This is a genomic window from Methanomicrobium sp. W14 (genome assembly GCF_017875315.1).
Lineage (GTDB): Archaea > Halobacteriota > Methanomicrobia > Methanomicrobiales > Methanomicrobiaceae > Methanomicrobium.
The window spans coordinates 407,502-428,995 of record NZ_JAGGMM010000001.1 but is presented as its reverse complement, the minus strand read 5'-3'; the positions used below and the strand labels follow the sequence as shown (position 1 = coordinate 428,995).

Here is a 21,494-nt window from a genome sequence, read left to right as displayed (position 1 = left end):
ATTTCAATACCTTCTTAGTGGTTATAGCCGAACTGAGAGAGAAATTCAGCGGCAATATAATATTTGCTGTGTTATGCACATCATATTGTTCTTGGCCCCAAACTTTTCCGGTTCCTATCGCCAGCCATTTTTCAAATATCCCAAATAACTATTTTTTTCCGTTACGCTTTAAATATGACTATCATATATTTATTGTAGTAAGCGTGTCCGTGGCTTTAGCACAATCAGTGACCTAGGTAATTACTTTTATCTGGAATTGCCTTGGAAAGCTGTCTGAAAGGTATAGAAAAAGTATAATAAAAAGCGCTTTGAATCTGTTCCGCCAATTCCATCACATCCATCAAAAATGGTTTCAATTATTACCTCAAGATTTTCATCCCAAACTGCGAACTTATGTGCTGTACACAAATCACTAAATATTTTAGCAGATAAAATTCCTGCCAAGAACAGATTGTTAACAGGAAAATAGCCATTATCATCCTTTTTTATTTGAGATACCATGAATTTTCTTGCAAAATGGATACAAAAGTATCAAAGTCATCTATTCGCAGTTTACCAATATAATTTGCATACAAAAGCAATCATTACTCCACACAAAAAATTTTTATTCTCTTTAGTATGGTACTGATGTCATGAATGGGGCTGATCAGTAAATACGGGCGTAAAAAACACCCATGCATGAGAATCCCTGCAAGGTACTAAATGGAAATTGGTGCAATTATTACATCCCCCACGATCTTATTTTTTGAAAACAAGAAAACGAAGGCTTTGAATTTTTGTTCAAAACCGCCGTTTGGCTATCGTACAATTAACAGTATAAAAAATAGCCTGTCATAACCACGTTTTTTTATTTATCCTAGGGCAGTCTGGTTTTCGTTATTTGGATAACCACATCACTACTTGTTGGAATATAACCTTGTAACCTTGTTGCACATTTCTGAAAAAGATTTTACTTCTTCTATTGTTAAGGCTTTTTCAATCAAATTCATGATTTCATTTCCCAAATCTTCAACACGGCTAAGAAATTTTTTTCCTTCACTGGTAAGTACAATGTTATAAGAACGGCGATCATCAATGTGCCGCTCCTGAATAATGTACTTTTTTTCTAACAGGCGTTTCGTCAGCTTAGAAATGCCAGATTGCGAAATACCCTTCATTTCGGCAAGTTCCTTTGTAGTCTTAGGCCCTTGCTTGTTCAACGTATCCAGAATATAGTATTGCGCCGTTGAAACCCCCTCAACATTAAAACGATTTGTATCAGAAACGATCATACATTGAAAGGGAATATAACTGTCTTCCAATTCTTTTATAGCCATTAAAATGACCCCCTACACGCTCATGACATATTTTTCAAGGTGATTTCCAGTCAGCGAGTTTTTGCACTGAATTAAATCCTTTGGCAAGCCTGTAAACACTATTTTACCACCGTTCTGTCCGGCATATGGGCCCAAATCGATAACCCAGTCAGCCTTACAGATGATATCCAAATTATGTTCGATTACAATAAGGGTAGAATTTCGTTCCACAAGCCGATCCATTACACCAATCAAATGCTTTATATCAGCCATATGCAGACCTGTCGAGGGTTCGTCCAAAACATAAATCTGTCCTCTGTTTTGTAGTTCAGAGGCCAGTTTAATTCGTTGCAACTCACCGCCGGAAAGTGTGTTCAACGGTTGTCCTAAAGAAATATAAGTAATACCAACATCCGAGAGTCTTTTGAGTACTGTTAAAATTTCTCTTTCCTGAAATAAGTCCAAAGCTTCTGATACGGTCATTTTAAGAACATCTCTGATACTCTTACCCCTCAGTTTGTATCTCAGGACGTCATCAGTGTAACGATTCCCGTGGCATTCTTCACATACCGTTACAATTGTATCCATAAATGCCAAGTCTGTATAAGTAACCCCTAAGCCTTTGCAGACAGGACAAGCTCCTTGCGAATTGAAACTGAATAGGGATGCGCTGACGCCATTACTTTCAGCAAAGAGCTTTCTGATAATATCAAAGATACCTGTGAAGGTTGCTATGTTGGAACGTTTTGATGCTTGTATGCCTTTTTGATCAATGAAGACAGTTTCAGGATAAAACTGCGGCAACACTTGGTTGATCAGTGTGCTCTTCCCTGACCCTGCAACTCCGGTAACGACAGTAATTACACCTTTGGGTATTTTAACTGAAACGCTCTTCAAATTATGAAGCGTTGCATTCTGGATTGACAGACAGCCTTTCGGGATACGTACCTCGGATTTCAACTCAGGTCTATGCGATAAATACTTACCTGTCAACGTACCGGAAGTTTTTAAGCCCTGCAAATCGCCCTGATATACAATTTGCCCCCCGTGGATTCCTGCACCCGGCCCCATATCAATCACATGGTCTGCGATTTTTATCATGTCCGGGTCATGTTCCACAATGAGCACGGTATTTCCTTTATCACGCAAAAGTTTCATTAAATTATTTATTTTGCTTATATCATGAGGGTGAAGTCCCATACTGGGTTCATCAAAAATATAAGTGAGATCAGTCAAACTGCTGCCTAACTGACAAACCATTTTGATTCTTTGGGATTCCCCGCCTGAAAGGGTGGATGTTTCACGACTTAAACTCAGGTAGTCAAGTCCAATCAAAACCATATGCTGTAAACGATTCATTAGCTCTGAAACGATTGTAGCAGCCACAGGAGCGTGAACCGATCGGGCAAAATCCAAAAGTTCGTTTATCTGCATATCGGCACATTCCGCAATGCTTTTGCCGTTTATCTTACAGGACAGCACCTTATCGTTCAGACGTGTTCCATGGCAGTTTGGGCAAACCTGCCTGGAAACAAAACGTTCAATTTCCTTGGTGTATCTTACTTTCTCGCCGTCTTCCTTTTTAAGAAAACTTCGCTCAATACGTGGAATCAGTCCCTCATAAAGGGATGTCTTATGCCATTCGGGAGCTGGATTTGTCACCTTGATGCCATCAGCGTGGAGCAGAAGTTCCAGCTCTTCGGTAGAGTAGTCTTTGATTTTCTTGTCGTTATCAAAAAAGCCCGAATGAATATAACGTGTCAGCCGCCAACCACCTGGTTCAAAAGTAGGAAATCGGATAGCTCCATCGTTCAGCGATTTGCTTTTATCCAGCAGTCGTTCAATATCAATCGCTTCAATTTTTCCCAGACCTTGACAATGGCCGCACATTCCGGCTGGATTATTGAATGAGAAAACATTGGAGTAACCTACGAAGGGTTTGCCAATCCGTGAAAACAGCAGGCGTAATAACGAATAAGTATCTGTAATCGTTCCTACTGTCGACCGGGCATTACCACCTAACCTTTTTTGATTGATAATAAATGCTACCGATAAATTTTCAATTGCATCCACATCGGGCTTCCCATAGTGTGGCATACGGTGACGAATAAAACTGGTATAGGTTTCATTTAATTGTCTCTGTGATTCTGCTGCTATTGTATCAAACACTAATGAAGATTTACCCGAACCGGATACACCGGTAAAAACCGTAATTTGCTTTTTGGGTATTTCAACATTTACATTTTTTAGGTTTCGTTCTCTGGCTCCCGACACGCGAATGCAATTATCAGACATAGCTCTTCCTTTCCACATATGTGACTTAGTTAATATATGAGTGTCTCAACGATATTATTTTAACACGGCTCTCCGCTAATTGCAATCCTCAAAAAGATTTCTATTTTTCACCGGGCAGGTTATTACTTCCCTATACACTGTGCAATAAGGGTCTGTTTGACGCCGTGGCTGTGGAAACATGTTTTCGTGGTTCCGCCTTTGGCAAAACACCTGCTGGAACAAACACACCCTTTGCTACATATTCAGCGCGCAGAGGCGCTTTTTTGGCCTCGATTTTCTGCCGCTTCATGTTTCTCCGGTGTAAGGATATGAAGTCATCGCCGCCTTTTGAAGCTACTCCACCGTTAAGAGCAATCAGCCGGACGTTTTTATGTCTCAAAATCTCCATGATCTGACCTGTTTTAAGATAATCACGTCCCAAACGGCTTATATCATTGAAAATAACGGCATCAACATGTCCCACTTTGACTTCCTCAATCATGGCTGTGAATCCGGGGCGGTCGAACCGATTTCCACTTATCCCGTCGTCGGTGAAATGAATAGGATGTGGAAAACCATTTTTCGGGCGCAGTCCTTCAACATCTTTTTTGGTAGGTAATGCTGTTGCTTTCTCTATCTAGTTCATCGTCCCGGGATAGCCGCTCATACAATAGCGTGATCTTGTTTTTCATAATGTCCACCGAACTCCTGCATGAAAAATGTTCTAAGAGATGTATCTATCAACAATGACAAAAATCATGATAAATAAGCCTCCTGGAGCATATAACACCAAGAACTTCAGCCTTAATAGAAGTTTATTATATCTTGAATTAAAATATTATCAGGAATTCACATGCAAAAACCCCTGAAATTTCTGAACCACAAAATAGAAGAAAATGCACTTGAACTGGATTATGAACCCCTTGAGAACAGGGGCAATATCATATATAATCTTTCCCTGGTTAAAGCCGAAGATACAGAAGCCGCAATAAAAATATTCAAGGACGCCTATACAACTGGTCTCTGCATAAGTGACAGGGTTTTGTTTGCAAAAGAGGGTGAAAAATTTGGTGATTTCAAGGTTCCAAAAGGTTACACAGGAATCTGTACATTGTGCAGCCTTATTCTTGATTCTATACTCTACCGCAAAGGAGTCCCTGTAAACCCGATAGGAGGAGGACTCGTTGAAATTGACAGACTTGTTCCGCGGAGGTTTACTGCAATGCTTCAGTATGAATATACAACAATTGACCCTATTACGGTGATGATCTCGCAGGGAAACACTTCTGTTATGGAAGTTATTAAAAACGGACAGGGCACAATTACAGCAAACATCAGGGAATTCCATATGGAAGCTGAATCAGCAGTTTTTGAAGTGCTGGAGGATTTCAATTCAGCAGGGTTTTCTGGTATTCTTGATGTCGGCGCACCCAATTCATCTCTTCTGGGAGTCCCTGTAACACCAAACTACCAGGCTATTGCCATGATAGGCGGTACAAACCCCATCGCTGCATTCATGGAAACAGGGAAATGGGCAGAAGTGCAGTCTATGAAGGGCCTTATGGATATATCCAGGCTTAAGTACCTGAGTGACTACTAAAAAATTGTATTAACCGGATATTATTTTTCAAAACCGGAAAAAGGGATATTTCCCGCGCCAATCTCTGTTTTTAGCCTGAAACCCTTTTCAAAAGCATAACCAATAAGGTTCAGTCCGCTGTAGGCAACGATAGACGTCCTGTACGGGTCAGGACGCACATTGAGAATTCCTGTTCCCATTTTAAGAGGAAACAAAAAACCTGCCTCTCTCATTGATTTCGCAATCTCACTTGCGGAATCTACAGCCGTATCCGGAACTTCACGCACGTTCGCAAGGGCAATTCCGTTTCCGTTCTTCAAAACAGACCCGATTGAAGTCATCCCGGCATTTACGAAAAGCATAAGGGGATCGACCGAAGTTCCTTTGTAGCCGATAAGATCAGTAAACCCGGCAGGTTGATTCTTTTCAATCTTTATAGTCCCACCAAAAGCCATCTTAACAGGAATTCCGTTTTTCTGGAAAACACCGTCCATAGTGATACTACATACCGTTATAATTCCCCTGTGCCCGCGTGGGATCCTCGGGTCATCATCAATAACCTTATATGCTGAGAAGAAACAGATCCCGCCCTTAATAGCTTCATCAAATATATCGGTTATAACTTCAGTCTGTTCTTCGGGAACATAAGACATATTATAGGCGACATTCCCTTTGCCAGTCTCCGGATCAAAATTGCTCCTGAAAGCTAGCCTTTCAAGTTTTGATATAACAAACCCTATCCTTTCATCTACGAGTGCACGTTCGGTCTCGGAGACTCCGGCAGATGTCAGGACTCTGCCGCGGTTGCCTATTTTTCTCGTAAAGCCCACATTATCAAGATAGCTCAGGTAGTACTGGACAGCACGGTCAGTAAGTGTAAATCCGTGCTCTGCCATAAGCTCAGACAGGCGTTTTGCTCCAACAGGCTCCTGGTGGTCTTTCAATATCCGCAGTATTTCAATGCATTTTCTTTCGGACCTTACAAAACTCATATAATCCCTTTTATCCTCCAGGTATAATATATATCATTTAATTTGGAAGATTTTTTCACGTTTAATGAATGTATAAGAGTTAAAACTAAACTGTTATAATACCCTATCGTTAAAGACTGCAAAACCACGGCCATTCAGCTAATCTATAAAAAATATGAGTTCACCTGTAATTTAAAACCCTTCAGGATTGGCATTTTAATCAAAAAATACCTGAATAGTCCAAGAAAAGCCCTATTTAAACCATATAACAGACAAGGGATCTGAAAAAAAAGAACATCATGGAAAACCTGATTTTTTCCGAAAAAATGGGATTGGGTTAATACCTTGAAAGGTACTGCTCGACTTCCCACGGGTGAACTGCTGTACAGAATTCATCCCATTCCATTTTTGCAATCTTGTCCATGCCCTCAACGACATGCTTTCCGAACAGTTTGCAGATGAGCTCATCCTCAACAAAGTATTTGTTTGCTGTATAAAGGTCGCCCGGAAGGGTGTCTATATGGGCCTGTTTTCTCTCGTCTTCAGACATTGCAAAGATGTTCTGGTTTGCACTAACCGCAGGCTGCATCTCTGTCTTTATACCCTCGAGACCTGCAATAAGAATTGCTGCGAATGAGAGGTAAGGGTTGCATGTAGGGTCAGGGCTCCGAAGCTCTATACGTGTCGAATTTCCGCGTGGTGCAGGTACACGTACCAGTGCAGTCCTGTTTGCAGCACTCCATGCAATATACACAGGTGCTTCATATCCCGGAACAAGACGTTTGTATGAGTTTATAGTCGGGTTTGCAACACGTGTTATACTCTTTGCGTGGCTTAAAACACCTGCTATAAACTGGGTCGCGGTTTCCGAAAGCTGGAGAGGTGCTTTTGGATCAAAGAAGGCATTTTTACCGTCCTTGAAAAGAGAGCAGTTTGTATGCATTCCGCTTCCGTTTATTCCGAACACGGGTTTTGCCATAAATGTTGCATTAAGATTATTCAAAAGAGCTATTGTCTTTGTTACGAACCTGAAAGTTACGACATTATCAGCTGTTTTCAGTGCATCAGCATATTTAAAGTCAATTTCATGCTGGGATTTTGCAACTTCATGATGAGACGCCTCCACTTCAAATCCCATTTCTGTCAGGGCAAGGACTATATCACGGCGAACATCTTCGGCAAGGTCTGTCGGTGCCAGATCAAAATACCCGCCAAGGTCTTTAAACTGGGTCGTCGGTTCGCCGTCAACCATCTTAAAGAGGAAAAACTCGAGCTCAGGTCCGGTGTTAAAAGTATAACCCATATCCGCAGCTTCTTTAAGAGCTTTTTTAAGGATATAGCGCGGGTCTCCCTCAAAAGGTGTTCCGTCAGGCTTGTACACGTCACAGATAAAACGTGCGACCGGTACATCATTTCTCCACGGGAGAAGTGCATAGGTACTCATGTCGGGCTTAAGCACCATATCCGATTCTTCAATCCTGGAAAAACCCTCTATTGAAGAACCGTCAAAGGATATGCCTTCGGTCAAAGCCTTTTCTGCCTGTATATCAGGAATTGCGACATTTTTAATTTGTCCCTGAATATCAGAGAACTGGAGACGAATGAACTTGACTTTATCGTCCTTTATTCTCTGCAGCATCGTAGAAACGTCTGTCATGATAATAAATTATGAAAATGATATATTTATATTTCACCCTTTAGTTAATTTAGATTCTCAATAGACTATATAATACAATATAGAGATACAAGAATAACATCATATTCCTGTGCAATAACAAATTAGGAGGCGATTATCATTTTAAATTAGTATATAAACCCCGGATCGCCATTATGAATCTTCCATAACTATATAATTAAGAGAAGTCTCGCAGATGACTCCCGCATACTCACTTATCCGTTTTAAATTTTCAAATATATATCCTACCGTAATAACACCCAGGCGGCTGATATCGGAAAGCTCTTTGCTTGCATCATCGCATTTCCGGTTGAAATTCTGAACTTTCAAAAGAGTCTCGTCTGTACCTGCAAGGTCTCTTTTGAAGAAAGAATCGATACAGGAGTGGAATATGTTCATAATTTCAGAAGTAAGAATATGCAGAATATCCATCAGTTTTCTTTCAAGGGACACAAACAAAAGACCCTGAACATTTTCGGCAACCCTTACCACCTGGTCTCCGGCCCTTTCCATTATTCTTGAAACCTGGAGGTAATGAAGAGCCATTTCGACATCCATTCCCATTTCCCTTGAAAGAGAGACGTTTCTTAAAAGAAGGTTGTACTGGCGGGATATAAGCCAGTAAAGCCTGTTTATATCCCTGTCACGTGAGATTACGTCCTCGGCAAGGTCTTTGTCACGCGTTTTTAGTGCAAACATTGAGTCCCTTAACATCCCGTCCATAATAACGTACATTCTGGAAATTACGTTTTCAAAAGGCATTTCTCCGGGATTTAAAAGGTCTTTTATTACAATGCATTTTTCAGTCTCCTCTGAGACCTCCTGGCCAATTGATGCCTGAATAAACTGTCTGACAGCCTTATGTGCAAAAGAAGGAATTCTTGCGGGAGTTATAATTTTTATCGTATTAAACCCGGTCACATACGCGCCAATCAGAAGCCTGTAGAGAGTTTCGGCGTTGTCAATATCATTCAGATTGAATATTTTTGTCCGTTCGGCCATTTTGCCGGTTATTTTTGGTGTTACGGTAAGAGAGCCGTCAGGCTGAACAATAAGCCCCAAAGGATCATTTTTTTCAATGCCCGAATCACGGACCCATTCCTTAGGAAGGGATATGATATAAGACGACCCTCCCGTAATCTGCACTTTTCTTATTTCCATTGAAAATCCCGCCTTTAAAGTCAACAAAGTTATTGTCTAATCCGGTTTATTGAATATAGCTGAATTCACAGTTTATTAATGTATATAGTATTGGAAGATTTTATATATAGATATACCCCGGGAATTATGCCCCCCAATAACCGGACCACCCATACATGACAGACAGGGTATTGCAAAGTCCTGAAAAATCATGATAATTCTGAAGATTTTTTTATTTATTGAAAATAGGATATATATCAGATATACAAAATATATACTGAAAAACGCACTCAACATAATAAAAAATAAATCTGTTTCATATCCTGGTAATGCAAATCCGGTTGCCCCCCGGCGCTACAACATCAGGCCTTTTATAGTTCTTTTAAAATATGCATTCTGCACAAAGGGGAGCTTTTAGCTATAAAATCATATAAAAACCCGGAAAACTCTTCATTCCAACACTCAGAACCCTTAAATACTGAATAATTTCCCGATATTACCCTTTTTACATGTTTGCCAAGGCCACAGCTGATGAAATCTCCGGACTCTAAAAGCCCGCCTGCATCTGTGTACCTGCGCTCTACTTCTGCATAATATACTCCTTCACAGATATAAGGGCCGGAAAAGGCGTTTCCCAGGTGCTTCTGGATAAAACGCATGGAATTTTCCTCCTCCCATACAGGCGGCCCCGTTCTTCTCTCAATCCTCGGAAGCTTTTCGACGAGAAGCTCAAATAAAAGCAGAGACTTTTTTTCACCCATGAAACAGTCAGCCCTGTTTACAGAAAAGCCGTTTCTTTCAAGAAGACCTTTTGCAGATGAAACGCTTCTTTTAAGCTGCGGAACGACAATATCAGGTATTTCGCCTGGCGTATCAAAGACAACTCCGTAAAAGAATGTTCCCCTTTTTTCTATCTCCTCTGAAAAACTTTCATAAGATATTTTTCTGACTTTTCTGTTCTCAAAAAACAGGCATGACGGACCCGACAGGTAACCGCGTGAATACTCGGCAAAGCTGTACATGGCAGTAGCACACAGGGCTGCTGCAACGTTTCTTTTCGGGTCAACCGGATCGATTACAACAAGAGGGTCGTCAAACTCCTTTGACTGGTGATTTTCAATATCAATGACTATTCCGGGGTGCCACCCGCGGGCTGCCTCCAGACACTCGTGAAACCCGCCATAAAAGCAGACGAGAAGTTCACACAGATAACCTGAAAATCCACCTGTCATCAGGTCAGACCCGTATACACCGCAGGACTTTAAGAACTGCTTCAGGAGAATGACATCATCAGAAAGACCCTTCACCCTTTCAGAGATGTATTTGGTATGAAAAGGAGTACGGTCCACAGCGCTCTTTATCTGTGATGCGTCCGGCACTGCATAACAGGGTACAAGATCAACGTCAAAACCGTCGATATTCGTGTTGATATACGGATGCTCTGCGTATTTTTCAACAATATCCCCGCCGAAGGACAAAGCAGTTTTTTTTGCAAGCAAAAGACCTTTTTCTTCAAGCTCCTCTCTTGAAAGGTTAGGATCAAAAAGCATGAAAATATCCAGGTCTAGGTCTCCGGAGACCCACGTATTGCGTGCAACAGACCCTACAATCATGCCCTTTGCAGTACCGCTTTCATCAACAAAGGCTACCAGCTTTTCTGCAAGTGACAGTATACTCTCCTTTTCTTCCATTTTTGGCCTGATTAATTTCAGTATATCTTCTTCACATTCACTGCGCATCAAAACCGACCTCCAGAATATCTTCGTAAACAGGGCCCTTCGGGGTTAAAGTACTCTTTTTTAGTTTAAACCCGCAGGTTTCAAAACTACAGATTTCCTTGTCTCCAAATTTTTTTATCATAGGCATAACCGAGGGATGCCATCTTTTAACTCTTGCAACAGTTGCATGAATTTTAAAAGGTCTTCTCTCTTCTCTTATTCCAAGGTTCTTTAGTTTCAGATCTATTAATCCGGCAAGTTTTGCAGAAGAACCGTTGTCATAACCGTTTATCCAGATAACACGCGGGGACTTTATGCTGTTTAAAGAGACTCCTCTCAGGCTTATACTGTAACGCCCGTATTTTACTGAAGACAGGGAATCCAAAACTTTTTCGAGTAGATCCTCTTCAACTTCCCCTATAAACTTAAGCGTTATATGAGATATTTCGGGGTTGACAAAGTTCAGTTCAGCCTCTGATTTCGATATCTCTTTTCCAATATCTGCAATCTTGTCCCTGGCCCCGGGCGGGAGGTCCAGTGCAGCAAAAATCCTCACCATTTTCTATACATATAATCACTTGCGTTCCTAAATAGATTGCACAGGTTTAAGGATTAACTTACAAACAGCCGGGAAAATTAGCACATGGACGGGTTGCAAATTTAAATTGATCTTGATTCAACAAATGTGAATAACCAACAGTCTTTTTATTTTCCACAACAAACAATCATATAATCACCGATTGGGGGATTTTTTAGTGTCCGATAATCAGAAAATAGTTGTATATTCTCTTGAAAACTGCCCGAACTGCGAAATGCTAAAGAGTTTCCTCAAGGAAAACGGCTTTTTATATGAAGAACTTGACCTCGCAGATCCGGCAAACATGACAGAACTCAGATTAAACAATGTATTCGTAAGGGAAGCTCCTGTCCTCCAGGTAAATGACAAATTTCTTACGTCACAGGAGTTGTTTGACAATGGTTCTGTAAGGGACGAAGTGCTTTCCCTGTGTAAAGGTGACTGATTAATGGTCAGTGAAAAAAAGAAGTTTTTGCAGCAGACTTTTGAAGGCTATTCGGTATCTCCGCTTCCAAAAGTAAGGACTTCGCACGGACTTATTCTTGAGTGGAACCGTGACAGAATTGTTCAGCAGCTTTTGAAGGAGACTGAACTGGTCGGAGAATTTTACGGTGGAAACCCAATTGATGAGGAAACGGCCTGCAAAATAGCCTTCAACGTAGAGCAGAAAATTCTTAAGCTGAATCTCAAATTTCTTTCCGGCCCCCTGATAAGAGAAATTGTAAATACATCACTTCTTGAAGAGGATTTGATACAGTACAGAAACGTATCAACACGCGTCGGAACACCTGTGTACGACGCACACTTAATAGACGTCGGCAGGGGGTTTGAGGCAAAAGACAACGCAAATCTCCAGGAGAATGCAGAGACTTCCCACAAGAAAAAAGCGGATAAAATCAGTAAGGAGCAGTACCTTTTGCAGATGCCGCCGGAGCTTGCAGACTATCACCTTTCGGGAGATTTGCATATCCATGACCTGGAGTATTTCGGCACAAGACCATTCTGCCAGGACTGGGACCTGCGTTATTTCTTCTATTACGGGCTTATGCCTGACGGAAACGGAACGAAGGCTTCTGTTGCAGGACCTGCAAAAAGACCTGAGGTGGCAATTCTTCACGCGGTAAAAGCCCTCGGAAGTGCGCAGACAAACTTTGCCGGCGGGCAGGGCTACTACAATTTTCTGACGTTTCTTGCACCGTACTTTGAAGGGATGGAGTATGAAGGCATAAAACAGCATATGCAGATGTTTGTCTATGAGATGACACAGATGATGGTCGCACGCGGAGGGCAGGTCGTATTTTCATCTGTTCAGCTCTCACCCGGTGTCCCGAAACTCTGGCGTGACAAACCATGTGTTTACAAAGGAAAAATATGGGACGGAAAACAGGCTCCGAAGAAAGTCTACGGTGAATATGAAAAAGAGGTGCGTCTCTTATTCAAAGCGCTTATGGAAGTCATGCTTGAAGGCGACTACTGGGGAAAACCTTTCAACTTTCCCAAACCCGAGATAAGCATCGAACCCGACTTCATGTCTGAGAATGAGAAATTCAACATGGAAAATCCTGATCTGCCATCTTACCGTGACCTTTACCTTATGACTTTTGAACTCGCATCAAAATTCGGGACACCGTACTATGACAACCAGATCCCGGCATACAGGGGAGCAGGAGAAGGCATATCATGCTACCAGTGCTGCGCATACCAGTTTTCATCAATGGCAAACGAGGACGCTCTCTTTGATGACAAGATGTATTTCAAAGACGGAAAGCACTTCTCAATGGGGTCATGGCAGGTAATATCAATAAACTGCCCCAGAGCGGCGTATAAAGCGGAAGGCGATGATGAGAGGCTTTTTGCCGAACTTAAAAAACTGATGGACGTAGCTACAGAGATCTTCAAAATAAAGAGAAGATGGATGGAGAATATCCGCTCCAAAGGAAGAATGCCTTTTGCAATGCAACGCCCAAAAGATCCCAACTCACCTGAAGGGACCCTCAGGGGTCCTGTTGCAGTCGACCTGGAAGGACTCGTATATACTATAGGCGTTGTGGGTGTAAACGAGATGGTCCAGCACCATACCGGATACCAGATTCACGAAGACAGGAAAGCATTCGCCCTTGCAGTCAGGGCTATGACCGAGCTTGAGATGTATGCCAAAAAGATATCAGCAAAACATAATATGACAATAGCTCTTGCGCGTACACCTGCGGAAACGACAGGACAGCGCTTCGGTGTAGCCGACCTCATAGATATACGTTTCAGCAAATATACCAAGAAAGTTGTCAAAGGCGATCTTAAAACAGCCCTTGATAAACTCGGGACTACATTTGATCTCCCCATATACTACACAAACGGGACACATGTAACACCGGGTGCAGACGTATCACTTACCAAGAGAATGGAGATAGAGCATGTCTTCTTCCCGATAGTCGACGGCGGCAATATTTTCCATATATGGCTCGGGGAGGCACGTCCAGACCCAAGGGGACTGATGGACATGGCTATGAACCTGTGCAAAAATACCCAGATTGGATATTTCGCGTTCACAAGAGACCTTACCGTGTCCCTAAAGCAGTTTACCGAGTACAGGAAAAATGATTCACCGGCTCATTCCAAGATGTCAGCTTTATCAGGCGGAATTGCAACCTGACATTATGAACGGATGGCAATTTATCAATACAACTATTTTATTAATTTATCAATGCACGATTTTAATCGGTTTATTTAAATTAAAACGGAATTTGCATATCTTATATGCATTACACTTATTCTGACAATTTTTTGAAGAAAATGAATAAAATTAATCTAAAATTATTTTTTAAAAACAAATCATATATAAATTAAAATAAACTAAAGTAAATTATGCAAAAACAGGACCTCATGTTCTTTGCTGTTGCAATTGCAGTCGTAATCATTCTGGCACTTGTTGTTAAGCCGATATTGAGCGGAGAGAGCGTATTGCCTGAGTCCAAACCTCAGACCGTGTCCAATATACCCATACCCTCAGGTGCACAGTCATCCCCGTATACTCCTGTTTTATCCAAAGTCACGCAGACGCCGACTGAAACTCCTGCATGGGACGGAGCGCCTAAATCGATTCAGTTCGTTGACCCTTCAACATATAATATTCAGTGGGCACCGAACCTTAAAGACCTTGGATACAGCATCCCGTCATACGAGGAACCTGGCAACAACACTCTTGTTACTTATGCAACAATAGACGGACAGTGGGATGCCACAACGCAGATAATCAATATACCCTTTCCCTACTGGGAGATGAAAGTCAGCATTGAAAATCTCGGAGACGTGGGAAATACCGATGACAGTGATTCAGGAGAGATTGAAGGGTTTATAGCAAGTGAAGGTGAAGGAATAGGTGTAGAACCCGAAAATCAGTATATGATTATTCCATCAATAAACATTCAGGTCATGGACGCAGAAGACCCGAACAGTATCGTATATATCCTGAATACCCGGACAGAAGGAGCAGTCCCAAAAGAGATAGACAAATCTGAAGGAAGTTACAGTAATTATCTTTTTTCCAAGCCTGAAGATGTCCTCACCGGCGACAACAGTACAGATAGAGATGGCAAGGTCCTGGACAGAGACAACGTTGATGAATTCGTATGGACACACAAATTCTATGAAGGCGCAGGGAATTATTATTTCATAATAAACCCAAACATGCTTAAATCGTATAAAATAGAGATTGAGGTTCCTGAAAAGTATATTTATCTGGCAGAATAAAATTTCAGGTATCCTTTTTTTACTGCCATTGCGTGAATAAAACATCATTTTTCTCCAGTGCGAATTTCCGGGATAAATTTATCTGCATACAGACTTTAAGTTAAAATTTAATTGCAGAATCTGTTCAATTAAAATTTTTAGATTTTTATAATATTTCCGGGTGGGGGGATTTGTCGGACGAAATCAGCATTTTAATAGGCTCTCTGGACTCTCATGATAAAAAGAAAAGAAGGGAAGCAATTAAAAAGCTCAAGAATATGGAAAATGCTGCTTCTGTTCCGCTTTTAAAATCACTAGGCAGCGAAAGTGTTAATGTCAGATCTGCGGCAGCGGAGATACTGGGTACATATGAAAGAAATTTTTTCAGCACTTTTTTGAACCTCATTAAAAACGGAAATGAAAACACAAGGGATGGCGCTGCAAGAACAATTGCGTGGATTGTCAGAAACAACAGTCAGACATATGAAAATGTTTCAGCTATGGCGATGGACAAAGACTACAGGCTCAGGCAAGGTTCAGCAGTTGTACTTGGGTATATTACGCCTTCCACCAAGACAGTCATAAATACGCTTTTGTACCTTCTCCGGGATGAAAACATAAATGTCAGGGCAAAATCTGCTGAATCTCTTGATTCACTACACTGGAAAACTGAAAACCAGACAGAAAAAGCGTTTTATTACCTGGCTAAGAACGAATGGGAATCACTGGGAAAAACAGGGATTCATGCTCTTCCCGCTCTCAATCTTGGCATTAAAACGCCGGATCCCGGAATAAAAAAGAGAATAGCCGTCATTCTCGGTGGAATTGATAGTAAAAATGCTAACTCTCTTTTAAAAATACTTCTTGAAGACAGCGACAAAGAGGTAAGGCAGTCGGCAGTCGCCGCTATTTCTGAAAAAAGGGACACATCGCTATACCCACTCCTGATACAAAGTATGAATGACTCTGACAATGATGTCAGGGTTGAAGCTTCATGGTCTCTAAAAAAAGCAGGTCTGAAGACAGAAAATGTCCTGGAGGCTGCCAAAGCAATGATGCTGCGCGGAAATTACAGAGACGTTGAAAAATTAGGCGAGAAGGCAATACCCGTTCTCATCGAATTCCTCGGAGATGACATCCCTGAGACCCGCAGAAAATCAGGAGAATTATTGTACTCCATCGGAAAGCCAGGCACTGATGCCATAAAAGCAGCTAAAAACGGACCGGACCAAAAAATTAAATGCGGTGCTATAGAGGCTCTTTCGTATATAAAAGAAAAAAAGAAGGAAGAACCTGAAAATAATACAACTGATAAAAAGGATTCAATAAATAAACCAGAATTTAATTCCACTGAATACTGGGAGGATATTCTTAAAAAATCGGAATTTGATACGGAAACCATCCATAAGTTTTCACAGGCGCTTTCGGACAAGGACTATGTTGTAAGGATAATAGCTGTGGAAAACCTGAAAAAATACGGTAAAAAGTCATACGAGATATTCTGCCTTCTTGCGGAAGATGAAAACACCAGTTTAAAGGCCTCTTCAATAGAAGCACTGGGAGACATCTACGAAAAAAAAGCAGTACCCCTTCTTTTGAAAACTATTGACGATGAAGACGGCGGCGTAAGAAAAGCTTCTGCATATTCCCTTGGAAAAATACATGACATTACAACAATACCTGCGTTAATCAGGCATTTTTCAGACAGTGAAGATTATGTAAGAGAGGAATGTTCAAATTCAGTTGCAAAGATTGGAAATTCATCAATACCATTTCTTGAAAATATGGTTTCCAATTCAAATGAACTTGTAAGAATATCATCCCTTAGTGCCCTTGGCGACATAAGTGATCCCTCCGGAATTCCCCCTGTTACGCGATCACTTAACGACCCTGAGCAAAGTGTAAGAGAAAAGGCCATGGAAGCTCTTTTGAAATACAGCAATTTTATGTTCAATTACCTTATGAAAGAGGTTCACAGGGTAGAAATACAGGGAACAAAAATGGAAAAGCTCGGTATGCTCAGTGTCCTTTCAAAGATTGAAGATACAAAAATTGTTCCATATGTCAGGGAATATGCTTTAGACAATGATTATGAGGTAAAAAGGAATGCAAGGGCAATTCTGGATATATTCACAGAGAGGGAATTCAAAAGAGAAAAAGAAATTATAAGACAGTCAAACCGGAAAACAGCAGACCTTTTAAGGAGAAAACTAAACCCTGATGAACTGGACAGTCTTCTTGACAGAATACTTAACTCAAAGGACACTGACGCAATGCAGATCCTTGAAAAAAAATTCAGTCAGGATGAAATCATCAGACTGACCGGAAAAACATATTCTGCAAAAAAAAATGAAACATCTAAACTCCTTGGCAAAAAACTGACACAGGATGAGATTGATGAACTCCTGCACAGGTCCGTATATCTCAAAAACAAAAAAACAACCGTACTCCTTGGCAAAAAACTTACCCAGAATGAGATTGATGACCTTATACAGCAGGCTAACTCCAAAAAAGAAGAGACAGCAGCCAAGGACATTAAAAAACAGCTTACCCAGAACGAAATTGATGCCATAATCAAAAAAGAGCTTGAAATAAAGAAAAAAGCTGCAATAAAAGTCTCAAGCCTTCTGATAGGCCTTAAAAGTGACAATTTGTCTACAAGCAGGAAATTTTCAGACGAAATCGCAGAAACAGGCGAACCTGCGGTTGAACCGCTGATAAATGCAATGAACAACGCAGACCAGTCCCTTCAGGAAAAAATTTCAGGTGTATTGATAAAAATCGGAAAACCAGGTATAAGAGGCATGATTCGTACTCTCAACTACGGAAAACCTGAGATCAGAACAGAAGTTGCAAAAAAAATCCCCGATACTCACGACAGTGAAGCATTCAGTGCGTTGCACGACAGGATATATACTGAAAATGACCCTGCTGTAGAAATGGTTTATCTAAAATCATTCTTTAAAACCAAAGATAAAAGAGTATTTGATGTTTTAAAATTTTCACTGAAAGACAAAGATTCACGGGTCCGCCTTACAGCAGTGAACCTTTTGGCTGAACTAAATGATGACAGGTCTTTTGAACTTCTGATATCCCTTTTTGACGACAGTAACGAAACCATACGTGAAAAAGCAGTAAAAGGACTGGTAAAATACGGGAATGCGGTTCAAAAACCTCTTATTACAGCCCTTAAAAGTGAAAAAAACAGCAGATATAAGGAAAATGCAGCAAAAGCACTGGAGATAACAAAAACTGTCCCAAAAAATGCGGATGACCTTGTTTATTACATGATTGCCAGAAATATGTGGAGCGACATTTTAAAACTGGGACAGACCTCCATACAGCCACTATACAGCGAATTAAAAAATCCATACTCTGAAAAAAGAAAAAATGCACTCAGTATTATAATTAAAACAGGCACTGAGGAGTCTGTCAGGCCGCTTTCGGATGCACTTTCTGATATGGATGAAGAAATTTCATGTCTTGCAAAAAAAGCTTTAACAGAAATGGGGCAGACTGCTTTACCTGCTTTAAAGACTATTGCAGAGGAAAAAAGCGATTACAACAATAGAGCAGTAATTGAAGAAATTATACATAAAATAGAGCAGAACGAAAAGATAAAATTCTATATACAGAACAGAGAATGGGACAAACTTGAAGTAATCGGCCCCGGGGCAATTTCCCTGATCTCCAGACTTCTTTATGACAAAAACGATGAAACAAGGCTGAATGCTGTAAGAACTATAGGCAGAATAAATACCAGAGAATCACTTGATCCTCTTATAAAAGCTCTGGATGACAAAAAAATAAAAATTTCAGGAACTGCTCAGGTATACCTGGTAAAATATGGTACAGACGCTGTTTTTTCTCTTAATGAGAAGATTAAGAACAGCCCTGATGAAAAAAATACCGCTGCCAAAAATACAATTTCTCTCATTGAACAAAACGAAAGAATAAAACACTATATCCAAAGTGAAAACTGGGTCGCACTGAGAGAAGAAGGATTGATGGGATTAAATGCAGCAAAATCTCTCCTAAAAAGTAAAGACCCGAAAAAACGGCTGAATGCTGTATTCGTCATTTCAGGAATCAACCGGCCGGAATCCATATATGAACTTATTAATGCCCTTTTTGACGAGGATGACAAGGTATCCGATTCCGCAGAAGAGAGTCTTTTAGACCTTGGGGAAAAAGCAGTTCCAATGCTTATTCTGGCTGAGAAGAATGCTGATAACCAGAAAAAAAAGGAAATTCTTCATTTGGTAATTTACAAAACAAAAGGCAAAAATCGTCCAGATAATAAAGATACGGAAAATTTGCAGTCATTATAACTTTTATCAGCTCAAAATCTCAAGTACTTATGATATATATAATAATTATTTTAGATTAATTAAGCAAAGGTGTTATCTGTCGCTTCAATATAGACGATACTGATTTTCCAAGGGTATCCAGATGAATATTCTGACAAGCCGTTTTCACCGATAAGGTACTAGCATCTTCATGCAGGACTTTGCCTGAGGTCCAAAAATGACGCTTTGTGCCTTATTCATACAGAACAGCTCCTGTTTTCATCAAAAAAGTGAAATCTCAGGAATATTTTATGCCTGAAAAAGTGACAGGATACCGCTTTAATAGGAGATTGTAATGTTATCTGGCAATGAACTGGAGACTCTGGCAGCTTTTGTACTTTATCTGTCCATAATGGTCATCATAGGATTTTTGTATTATAGAAAAACGTGCAGCGTCAGCGACTATATTCTTGGTGGAAGAGGCCTTAACAGGTATGTTACGGCACTTAGCGCTGAAGCCTCCGATATGAGCGGATGGCTTCTGATAGGTCTTCCCGGGCTTGCATACCTTTCCGGCATGTCTGCGATATGGGTGGCACTGGGTCTTATTATCGGGACATTTCTGAACTGGAAATTCATAGCAAAAAGGCTCAGAGTCTACACGAAGAATGCTAATGATTCACTTACCCTGCCTGAATTCCTAAAAAACAGGTTTGAGGACAAATCGGATATTATAGGTGCAATCTCCGCACTTTTCATTCTTGTTTTCTTCTTAATATACACATCCGCACAGTTTGTTGCCAGCGGAAAATTGTTCAACACGGTTTTCGGAATTGATTACAGAACAGCTCTTCTTATGGGCTCTTTAATCGTCGTATTATATACCTTCACAGGAGGTTTTAAAGCTGTATGCCTTACCGATTTTATCCAGGGGTCTTTAATGTTTTTCGCGCTTCTTATCGTTCCTATTGCAGCACTTTCAATGCTTGGCGGTCCGGAAAATGCAATTTCAGGTATTCAGCAGATTAACCCCGCACTTTTAAACCCGTTCCTTGATACTGACGGAAGTCCCCTTACAGTAATTGCGATAGTATCCATGCTTGCATGGGGCCTCGGATATTTTGGACAGCCTCATATACTTGTCAGGTTTATGGCAATCAGAAAAGCCGGGGAAATAAAAGAAGCAAGGAAGGTTGCAATGATATGGGTAATCATCTCGCTTTTTGCGGCCGTTGCTATAGGAATTATCGGAAGAGTCTTTCTCTCGACTCCTCTTGTCGGTGCAGACTCAGAGACAGTATTTATGGTTATGACAGGTCAGGTTTTCTTCACGTTCCTTGCAGGAATAATTTACTGTGGTATTCTTGCAGCAATTATGAGTACCGCATCTTCCCAGCTTCTTGTAAGCGCTTCGGCAGTATCACAGGACCTTTACAAAAATTACCTGAAATCAGATGCTTCAGACAGGCAGCTGATATGGATAAGCAGGTTTTCCGTTCTTCTTGTTGCAATACTTGCAATAATACTTGCACTTGACCCGAACAGTTTTGTATTCAATATCGTCTCATATGCCTGGGCCGGGTTCGGCGCTGCTTTCGGCCCGATTGTGATAATGGCCCTGTTCTGGAAGAGAACAAACCTTCCGGGAGCACTTGCCGGAATCATAGTCGGAGGAATTACTGTCCTGATATGGAAACAGTTTGAATTCTTCGGTCTTTACGAGATAATCCCTGGATTTTTCCTGTCACTTGCGGCGATATACATTGTAAGCATATACACGAAGCCCCCTAGCGAATCAATAACCAAAGTATTCGATGATACTGAAAAAGAGCTTATGAAGTCTGAGAATTAATTGAAAAAGTGAAAATTAATTTTTAATTTTTAGAAATATTTTAGGCATTTTTATTTTTAACAGGAGTTACTTTGTTTTGATACAGATTTACAAAACAATATCATAACCTTTAATAGAGAATCCGTCGTTTTCATTATGCACTTCGTGTGTAAGACCGACATTTAAATTAAAGATGTGCTGTCGTGGCCTAGTCGGTTAGGGCGCCAGACTCATAGGGTTTTTGAGGACATTTCGGGGCGCTTTGATATCTGAGATATCTGGAGGTCGTGGGTTCGGATCCCACCGACAGCACTTTACTAAAAGTTAGATCTATTTTTGTAAGATTTCTTATAATTGATGAGTCAGAAGACCCCACCAACGATATATGATTCTCAATTTCACAGTGACAAGACGAAATA

General features: G+C 40.8%; 15 protein-coding genes and 1 tRNA gene. 7 read left to right on the top strand and 9 right to left on the bottom strand.

The genetic code is table 11. The features are described 5' to 3' along the window. Nucleotides 1-246: 246 nt before the first annotated feature. From J2128_RS02240 to J2128_RS13000, 4 genes are all read right to left on the bottom strand, one after another. Nucleotides 247-501, bottom strand: a complete 255-nt coding sequence (locus J2128_RS02240; RefSeq protein WP_209689279.1) for a hypothetical protein — start codon at nucleotides 499-501, stop codon at nucleotides 247-249. Nucleotides 502-896: 395 nt separating this feature from the next. Next, nucleotides 897-1,316, bottom strand: coding sequence for a MarR family winged helix-turn-helix transcriptional regulator (locus J2128_RS02235; RefSeq protein ID WP_209689277.1), 420 nt, complete (start codon nucleotides 1,314-1,316; stop codon nucleotides 897-899). 12 nt (nucleotides 1,317-1,328) lie between these two features. After that, nucleotides 1,329-3,590: an excinuclease ABC subunit UvrA gene (locus J2128_RS02230; RefSeq protein ID WP_209689275.1), complete on the bottom strand. Its 2,262-nt coding sequence runs from the start codon at nucleotides 3,588-3,590 to the stop codon at nucleotides 1,329-1,331. Between the two features lie 130 nt (nucleotides 3,591-3,720). Continuing rightward, the gene (locus J2128_RS13000) at nucleotides 3,721-4,110 is read right to left on the bottom strand and encodes a recombinase family protein (RefSeq protein ID WP_394357555.1); all 390 of its coding nucleotides are present in this window, start codon (nucleotides 4,108-4,110) and stop codon (nucleotides 3,721-3,723) included. A 312-nt stretch (nucleotides 4,111-4,422) separates the two neighbouring features. Here J2128_RS13000 and J2128_RS02220 point away from each other — a divergent pair, with 312 nt between their 5' ends. Further along, nucleotides 4,423-5,169: a DUF128 domain-containing protein gene (locus J2128_RS02220; protein ID WP_209689273.1), complete on the top strand. Its 747-nt coding sequence runs from the start codon at nucleotides 4,423-4,425 to the stop codon at nucleotides 5,167-5,169. A gap of 20 nt (nucleotides 5,170-5,189) precedes the next feature. Here J2128_RS02220 and J2128_RS02215 read toward each other — a convergent pair whose 3' ends face one another. From J2128_RS02215 to thpR, 5 genes are all read right to left on the bottom strand, one after another. Continuing rightward, on the bottom strand, nucleotides 5,190-6,140 hold the full coding sequence (locus tag J2128_RS02215; protein ID WP_209689271.1) for a DUF128 domain-containing protein: 951 nt from the start codon (nucleotides 6,138-6,140) through the stop codon (nucleotides 5,190-5,192). Between the two features lie 316 nt (nucleotides 6,141-6,456). After that, entirely contained in the window at nucleotides 6,457-7,776 is a 1,320-nt protein-coding gene (glnA, locus tag J2128_RS02210) for a type I glutamate--ammonia ligase (RefSeq protein ID WP_209689269.1), read from the bottom strand. 171 nt (nucleotides 7,777-7,947) lie between these two features. Further along, the gene (locus tag J2128_RS02205) at nucleotides 7,948-8,955 is read right to left on the bottom strand and encodes a phosphate uptake regulator PhoU (RefSeq protein ID WP_209689268.1); all 1,008 of its coding nucleotides are present in this window, start codon (nucleotides 8,953-8,955) and stop codon (nucleotides 7,948-7,950) included. 350 nt (nucleotides 8,956-9,305) lie between these two features. Then, nucleotides 9,306-10,673: a CCA tRNA nucleotidyltransferase gene (gene cca / locus J2128_RS02200; RefSeq protein ID WP_209689267.1), complete on the bottom strand. Its 1,368-nt coding sequence runs from the start codon at nucleotides 10,671-10,673 to the stop codon at nucleotides 9,306-9,308. Then, entirely contained in the window at nucleotides 10,663-11,211 is a 549-nt protein-coding gene (gene thpR / locus J2128_RS02195; RefSeq protein WP_209689266.1) for an RNA 2',3'-cyclic phosphodiesterase, read from the bottom strand. The genes cca and thpR overlap by 11 nt, the downstream gene beginning before the upstream one ends. Nucleotides 11,212-11,407: 196 nt before the next feature. Between thpR and J2128_RS02190 the strand changes: the two genes are divergently transcribed. The 6 genes from J2128_RS02190 to J2128_RS02165 all read left to right on the top strand — a co-directional run bounded on the left by J2128_RS02190 (nucleotide 11,408) and on the right by J2128_RS02165 (nucleotide 21,387). Further along, on the top strand, nucleotides 11,408-11,674 hold the full coding sequence (locus tag J2128_RS02190) for a glutaredoxin family protein (protein ID WP_209689265.1): 267 nt from the start codon (nucleotides 11,408-11,410) through the stop codon (nucleotides 11,672-11,674). A 3-nt stretch (nucleotides 11,675-11,677) separates the two neighbouring features. Beyond that, nucleotides 11,678-13,879, top strand: a complete 2,202-nt coding sequence (nrdD, locus tag J2128_RS02185; RefSeq protein WP_209689264.1) for an anaerobic ribonucleoside-triphosphate reductase — start codon at nucleotides 11,678-11,680, stop codon at nucleotides 13,877-13,879. 212 nt (nucleotides 13,880-14,091) lie between these two features. Further along, nucleotides 14,092-14,976 (top strand): hypothetical protein, encoded by an 885-nt coding sequence (locus tag J2128_RS02180; RefSeq protein ID WP_209689263.1) that lies wholly within the window; start codon nucleotides 14,092-14,094, stop codon nucleotides 14,974-14,976. 170 nt (nucleotides 14,977-15,146) lie between these two features. Continuing rightward, entirely contained in the window at nucleotides 15,147-19,286 is a 4,140-nt protein-coding gene (locus J2128_RS02175; RefSeq protein WP_209689261.1) for a HEAT repeat domain-containing protein, read from the top strand. Between the two features lie 313 nt (nucleotides 19,287-19,599). Beyond that, nucleotides 19,600-21,096, top strand: coding sequence for a sodium/proline symporter PutP (gene putP, locus J2128_RS02170; protein WP_209689259.1), 1,497 nt, complete (start codon nucleotides 19,600-19,602; stop codon nucleotides 21,094-21,096). A gap of 176 nt (nucleotides 21,097-21,272) precedes the next feature. After that, a tRNA-Met gene (locus J2128_RS02165) sits at nucleotides 21,273-21,387 on the top strand. The last annotated feature ends 107 nt before the right edge of the window (nucleotides 21,388-21,494 follow it).

Excerpts from the sequence above, each read along its gene's own strand:
- J2128_RS02240 (WP_209689279.1), bottom strand. The coding sequence starts at position 501 with ATGGTATCTCAAATAAAAAAGGATGATAATGGCTATTTTCCTGTTAAC.
- J2128_RS02235 (WP_209689277.1), bottom strand. The coding sequence starts at position 1,316 with ATGGCTATAAAAGAATTGGAAGACAGTTATATTCCCTTTCAATGTATG.
- J2128_RS02230 (WP_209689275.1), bottom strand. The coding sequence starts at position 3,590 with ATGTCTGATAATTGCATTCGCGTGTCGGGAGCCAGAGAACGAAACCTA.
- J2128_RS02220 (WP_209689273.1), top strand. The coding sequence starts at position 4,423 with ATGCAAAAACCCCTGAAATTTCTGAACCACAAAATAGAAGAAAATGCA.
- J2128_RS02215 (WP_209689271.1), bottom strand. The coding sequence starts at position 6,140 with ATGAGTTTTGTAAGGTCCGAAAGAAAATGCATTGAAATACTGCGGATA.
- glnA (WP_209689269.1), bottom strand. The coding sequence starts at position 7,776 with ATGACAGACGTTTCTACGATGCTGCAGAGAATAAAGGACGATAAAGTC.
- J2128_RS02205 (WP_209689268.1), bottom strand. The coding sequence starts at position 8,955 with ATGGAAATAAGAAAAGTGCAGATTACGGGAGGGTCGTCTTATATCATA.
- cca (WP_209689267.1), bottom strand. The coding sequence starts at position 10,673 with ATGCGCAGTGAATGTGAAGAAGATATACTGAAATTAATCAGGCCAAAA.
- thpR (WP_209689266.1), bottom strand. The coding sequence starts at position 11,211 with ATGGTGAGGATTTTTGCTGCACTGGACCTCCCGCCCGGGGCCAGGGAC.
- nrdD (WP_209689264.1), top strand. The coding sequence starts at position 11,678 with ATGGTCAGTGAAAAAAAGAAGTTTTTGCAGCAGACTTTTGAAGGCTAT.
- J2128_RS02180 (WP_209689263.1), top strand. The coding sequence starts at position 14,092 with ATGCAAAAACAGGACCTCATGTTCTTTGCTGTTGCAATTGCAGTCGTA.
- putP (WP_209689259.1), top strand. The coding sequence starts at position 19,600 with ATGTTATCTGGCAATGAACTGGAGACTCTGGCAGCTTTTGTACTTTAT.